General features: G+C 64.2%; 7 protein-coding genes and 1 tRNA gene. 5 read left to right on the forward strand and 3 right to left on the reverse strand.

The window, feature by feature from the left end; genetic code table 11:
• Together MOV74_RS31760 and MOV74_RS31765 are read left to right on the forward strand one after the other, a co-directional pair.
• Nucleotides 1–531: GntR family transcriptional regulator (locus MOV74_RS31760; protein WP_246930935.1), on the forward strand; the 531-nt coding region annotated here is incomplete at its 5' end.
• 23 nt (nucleotides 532–554) lie between these two features.
• On the forward strand, nucleotides 555–1,529 hold the full coding sequence (locus MOV74_RS31765) for a tripartite tricarboxylate transporter substrate-binding protein (RefSeq protein WP_246930937.1): 975 nt from the start codon (nucleotides 555–557) through the stop codon (nucleotides 1,527–1,529).
• Nucleotides 1,530–1,658: 129 nt separating this feature from the next.
• Here the strand turns inward: MOV74_RS31765 and MOV74_RS31770 are convergent.
• Nucleotides 1,659–1,743: transfer RNA gene (locus tag MOV74_RS31770), tRNA-Leu, on the reverse strand.
• Between the two features lie 183 nt (nucleotides 1,744–1,926).
• Nucleotides 1,927–2,169 (reverse strand): FliM/FliN family flagellar motor switch protein, encoded by a 243-nt coding sequence (locus MOV74_RS31775; RefSeq protein ID WP_018647371.1) that lies wholly within the window; start codon nucleotides 2,167–2,169, stop codon nucleotides 1,927–1,929.
• 67 nt (nucleotides 2,170–2,236) lie between these two features.
• Here MOV74_RS31775 and lipB point away from each other — a divergent pair, with 67 nt between their 5' ends.
• Both lipB and MOV74_RS31785 read left to right on the forward strand, forming a co-directional pair.
• Nucleotides 2,237–2,986, forward strand: coding sequence for a lipoyl(octanoyl) transferase LipB (gene lipB / locus MOV74_RS31780; RefSeq protein WP_246930940.1), 750 nt, complete (start codon nucleotides 2,237–2,239; stop codon nucleotides 2,984–2,986).
• A gap of 171 nt (nucleotides 2,987–3,157) precedes the next feature.
• On the forward strand, nucleotides 3,158–3,871 hold the full coding sequence (locus tag MOV74_RS31785; RefSeq protein WP_246930942.1) for a DNA helicase: 714 nt from the start codon (nucleotides 3,158–3,160) through the stop codon (nucleotides 3,869–3,871).
• A 43-nt stretch (nucleotides 3,872–3,914) separates the two neighbouring features.
• Here MOV74_RS31785 and MOV74_RS31790 read toward each other — a convergent pair whose 3' ends face one another.
• Nucleotides 3,915–4,337, reverse strand: a complete 423-nt coding sequence (locus MOV74_RS31790; protein ID WP_246930944.1) for a 4-oxalocrotonate tautomerase family protein — start codon at nucleotides 4,335–4,337, stop codon at nucleotides 3,915–3,917.
• Nucleotides 4,338–4,448: 111 nt separating this feature from the next.
• Here MOV74_RS31790 and MOV74_RS31795 point away from each other — a divergent pair.
• The coding region (locus MOV74_RS31795) for a LysR family transcriptional regulator (RefSeq protein WP_246930946.1) at nucleotides 4,449–4,621 on the forward strand (173 nt) is incomplete at its 3' end.

Here is a 4,621-nt window from a genome sequence, read left to right on the forward strand (position 1 = left end):
CGTGCGCTCGAAGCCGACGGGCTGGTCAACACGGTCCCGCACCGCGGCCCCGTGGTTTCCACGATCAGCCTCGAAGAGGCGCGGCAGCTCTATGCCGCACGCGCGGTGCTTGAAGGCTTCGCCGGCCGCGAATGCGCCAGGCTGCATGACCCGGAAGTCGCACGCCGGATCGGGGACGCCCTGACACGCCTGAAGGCCGCGGCGGCCAAACAGGATCTCATCGGGTGTCTCGAGGCCAAGACCGACTTTTACGCCGCGCTGATCGGTGGCTGCCGCAATGCCTTCATCGAGCGCGCGCTCAAACCGCTCCACGACCGGATCCAGCTGTTGCGGATCACCTCGATGTCGCAACCGAAGCGGATCAACAAGAGCCTTCGCGAGGTCACCGCGATCTGGCGTGCGATCCAGAACGGCGATGCGGATCTCGCCGAGCGCTGCTGCGTCGACCACATCAACGCAGCTGCGGTGGCCGCGCTCGACATGATCGAAAAATCGTCGGCGGCCAAGGAGGCGGCGCCTTCCGACGACTGAGAAATGCCGCCAGGGAGTGTTCGATGAAGTTTCTCGTACGATCGCTGATCCTGTTCCTCCTGCTCTGCCCTCGCGATGCGGCGATCGCGGACGACTACCCCGCCCGGCCGGTCACGGTCATCGTGCCGTTCTCCGCCGGCGGTCCCGGCGACGTCATCGCACGCATCCTCGGCAGCGCCATGAGCGCGACACTGAAACAGTCCATCGTCATCGAGAATGTCGTCGGCGCCGGCGGCACGCTCGGCACCAACCGCGTCGCCAAGGCCGCCCCCGACGGCTACACGGTGCTTCTGATGCATGTCGGCCAGGCCACCGCGCCTTCCCTCTACGCCAAGCTGCCGTTCGACCCGGTCGGCGATTTCGCCCCGATCGGGCTCGTCACCGACGTCCCGATGATCCTCGTGGCGCGACCGAACTTTCCGGCCAAGGATCTCAGCGATCTGGTGACGACCATTCGCAACGCCGGCGACAAGATCACCTTCGGCAATGTCGGTCTCGGCTCGGCTTCGCAGCTCTGCGGCCTGATGTTCATGAGCGCCACCGATACCAAGCTCACCCCGATCTACTACAAGGGCGGCGGACCGGCGCTGAACGACGTCATCGCCGGCCATATCGACGTCTATTGCGATCCCGCGACCGGACCGACGCCCTATATCCAGGCTAACACGATCAAGGGCTACGCGATCACCAGCAAGACGCGCGTGGCGACGTTGCCCGGCGTGCCGACCTCGGCGGAAGCCGGCGTTCCCGCGTTCGACGTGACGACGTGGTATGGTCTCTACGCGCCGAAGGGGACACCGAAACCCGTGATCGACCATCTCGTGGGCGCGCTGCAGGCGGCGCTGAAGGATCCCGCCCTGATCAGCCGCTTTGCCGAGCTCAGCATGGCGCCAGTCGAGCCCGAGCGTGCGACGCCGGAAGCGCTCGAGGCATTCCTGAAAGCCGAGATCGACAAATGGGGACGGATCATCAAAGCGGCCGGAATCGAGCCGCAATAGGCTTGCGTCGATGCGACTGGCGAGCTTTGGCCAGGTCGCACAAATCCAGTGCGGCGGAATCGACCGCAAAGACGCAATCCCGGGGATTGCGTCTCGAAAACTCAATGATTTCAATGAGAGAAAGGGCCTTGGTGCGCTCGGAGGGACTCGAACCCCCACGATTTTACTCACTGCCACCTCAAGGCAGCGCGTCTACCAGTTCCGCCACGAGCGCTTTGGGGATGCCGGCCTGAGGCTTGAGGGCCGGCCGGATCAACGGCGCCGATCTAACAAATCCATCAGAGGGGTACAAGCCTGCAAAGGCCCTGAATTCCACAAGCTTTGCAGGAAAGTTCGGGCCCCTCGCCCGAATCGGCATTGACCGGGGTGTCCGGGCCGCTACCGCGTGCCCAGGCCGCTACCGCGTGCCCGGTGAGCGCGGTAGCATCTGCTTGACCTCGACCGCGATCCGATTGCGGTCGACCAGGACGACGCCGGAAGCGACCGGCAGATTATTGGCCAAAACCTTGACCTCGTCGGCCTCGGTTGCGTCCAGCTCGATGATGGCGCCGCGGGAAAGACGTAATACTTGATGGATCGGCATGGTGGTCGTCCCGAGGACGACCATGAGATCCACGGTAACTTTATCGAGGGTGGGCACTGTCAGGACCGCCGCAACTTGAGACTGGCATTTGCTCCCGAGATGATCACCACGTTATGGTTAGCCAATGGTTAATTCGCCTCAAAACCCCCGCCAAAACCAGCGTCAAGAGCTCGATTTGACGTCGTTCTCCGCCGTAGGCGGCGAGCCCGTCGAGTGGCGAATCTCGGACGCACCGGTGCCCTATGCCGAGGCGGTGGCCGCCATGGAAGCCCGGGTCGCCGCCATCGCGGCCGGCGAAGCCGCCGAGCTGGTCTGGCTGCTCGAACACCCCTCGCTCTACACCTCCGGCACCTCGGGCAAGGCCACCGACCTGCTCGATCCCCGATTCCCGATCTTCGCCACCGGACGGGGCGGCCAGCTCACCTATCACGGGCCCGGCCAGCGAGTGGCTTATGTCATGCTGAACCTCAAGCGCCGGCGGCCGGACGTCCGGGCCTATGTCGCGAGCCTGGAGGAGCTGATTCTGCGCACGCTCGCCGCCTTCAACGTCCGCGGCGAGCGGCGCGAGGACCGGGTCGGGGTCTGGGTCAAGCGGCCCGACAAGGGCGAAGGTTACGAGGACAAGATCGCGGCGATCGGCGTCCGGCTGAAGCGCTGGGTCGCGTTCCACGGCATCGCGATCAATGTCGAGCCGGAGCTATCACATTTCGCCGGCATCGTGCCGTGCGGCGTCACTGACGCCCGCTACGGCGTCACCTCGCTGGTCGATCTCGGCCAGCTCGTGACCATGGCCGACGTCGACGTCGCGCTCCGGCAGGCGTTCGAACAGCTTTTCGGCCCGACCCGCGCGCTGCTGCCGGAAGCGGCCGCCTGACGCTTCCGCATGCTTCACGGAATCGGCTATGTTCGATTCCGGTGCCGCCCACGCCTCCCCCCTCCGCCGGGAAAGCAGACCTCATGCCGGGCGACGAGATCATCGACCGACTGTTCGAGCGCCAGGCATAAGGAGGGATTGCGCTTTTCGCTCGCAATGGGAGGTTTGACGATGAGACTCTCTGCGCCGATCTATCATCTGAAGCGACGCGCGAGGCGCCTGTGCCGCGAGGAAGGCATTCCGCTGCACGACGCTCTCGACCGCGTTGCCACGACGGAAGGATTCTCCGCCTGGAGCATGCTCGCCGCAAAAGCCGCCGCGCTGACGCCCGCCAGCAGGCTATTCCCGCAATTCCACCCCGGTGACCTCGTGCTGGTCGGCGCGCGGCCCGGACAGGGCAAGACGCTGATGAGCCTCGAACTTGCGGTGGAGGCGATGAGGTCGGGCCATCGCGCCGCGTTCTTCTCGCTCGAATATACCGAGAAGGACGTCTTGGATCGCTTACGCGCGATTGGCGTGGAGCCGGCGCAATTCGATGAACTATTCGAGGTCGATTGCTCCGACGCGATCAGCGCCGATTACGTCGTCAAGCAAATGGCCGCGGCGCCCCGCGGCACGGTCGTGGTGATCGACTATCTGCAACTGCTCGACCAGCGGCGAGAAAATCCCGACCTCTCCGTCCAGGTGCGCGCGCTGAAGTCGTTCGCGCGCGATCAGGGGCTGATCGTCGTCTTCATCTCGCAGATCGATCGATCCTACGATGCTTTGGCGAAGCCCTGCCCCGACCTCAGCGATGTCCGCTTGCCGAACCCGCTGGACTTGAAGCTGTTCGACAAGATGTGCTTCCTGAACAATTCCGAAGTCCAGTTCCGCGCGGCGAGCTGACGATAAGGCCGCGGGTGAGATGGCTCGCCCGCGGCCTGCTGCCTCACGCCGCCTTCAGCGACACCTCGAGCTTGCCGGCGATATAGCGGCGCTCCTGGGTCAGGCCGCCAAAGCCGTAGGCATCACCCTTGACCTCGTCGACATGGAGATAGGTCTCGGGATGCAGCGGGCCGAGAATCTCGGCCATGCGCCTGAACATCGCGGCGAGATAGGCTGCCTTCTCGTCCTTGGTGTTGGTGCCTTCGGTGACGTGGATGTCGATCCAATAGCTTGCAAGCTTCTGCTCGGCCAGCGACTTGCCGCCGGCGAACCAGTCATCGGCATCGACCGGCTTGACGATGATGGCAGTCACCTCAGGATCCTTGTGCAGGATTTTTGCGGTGAGCTCGGACACGGCGCTCGCGATGTCGGCCTTCAGCGAGGGCGACTGGCGGGAGGTGGTGTAAGCCACGGTGATCAGGGGCATTGTCGTTCTCCTCAACATGTCGCGCGATTTGCGCGGCGTTGGTGAGAAGCTAGACCTCCGCTCGTCATTTTTGTATCTTATCTCTGTTGATACCAGTGATAAGAAATCATAATGACGACAGCCACACTCGACATCGCCACCATCAAGGCCTTTCTGCTGGTCGCCGACCTCCAGAGCTTTACCCGCTCCGCCGAAGCGCTCGGCACGACGCAGGCCGCCGTCAGCCTCAAGCTGCAACGGCTGGAGACGGTGCTGGGCAAACGCCTCGTCGAGCGCTCGCCGCG

Source organism: Bradyrhizobium sp. SHOUNA76 (assembly GCF_023006445.1).
Taxonomy (GTDB): domain Bacteria; phylum Pseudomonadota; class Alphaproteobacteria; order Rhizobiales; family Xanthobacteraceae; genus Bradyrhizobium.

Bases quoted from the DNA above. Each gene is read 5' to 3' on its own strand.
- lipB (WP_246930940.1), top strand. From the start codon at position 2,237: ATGGTTAATTCGCCTCAAAACCCCCGCCAAAACCAGCGTCAAGAGCTC.
- MOV74_RS31790 (WP_246930944.1), bottom strand. From the start codon at position 4,337: ATGCCCCTGATCACCGTGGCTTACACCACCTCCCGCCAGTCGCCCTCG.
- MOV74_RS31785 (WP_246930942.1), top strand. From the start codon at position 3,158: ATGAGACTCTCTGCGCCGATCTATCATCTGAAGCGACGCGCGAGGCGC.
- MOV74_RS31765 (WP_246930937.1), top strand. From the start codon at position 555: ATGAAGTTTCTCGTACGATCGCTGATCCTGTTCCTCCTGCTCTGCCCT.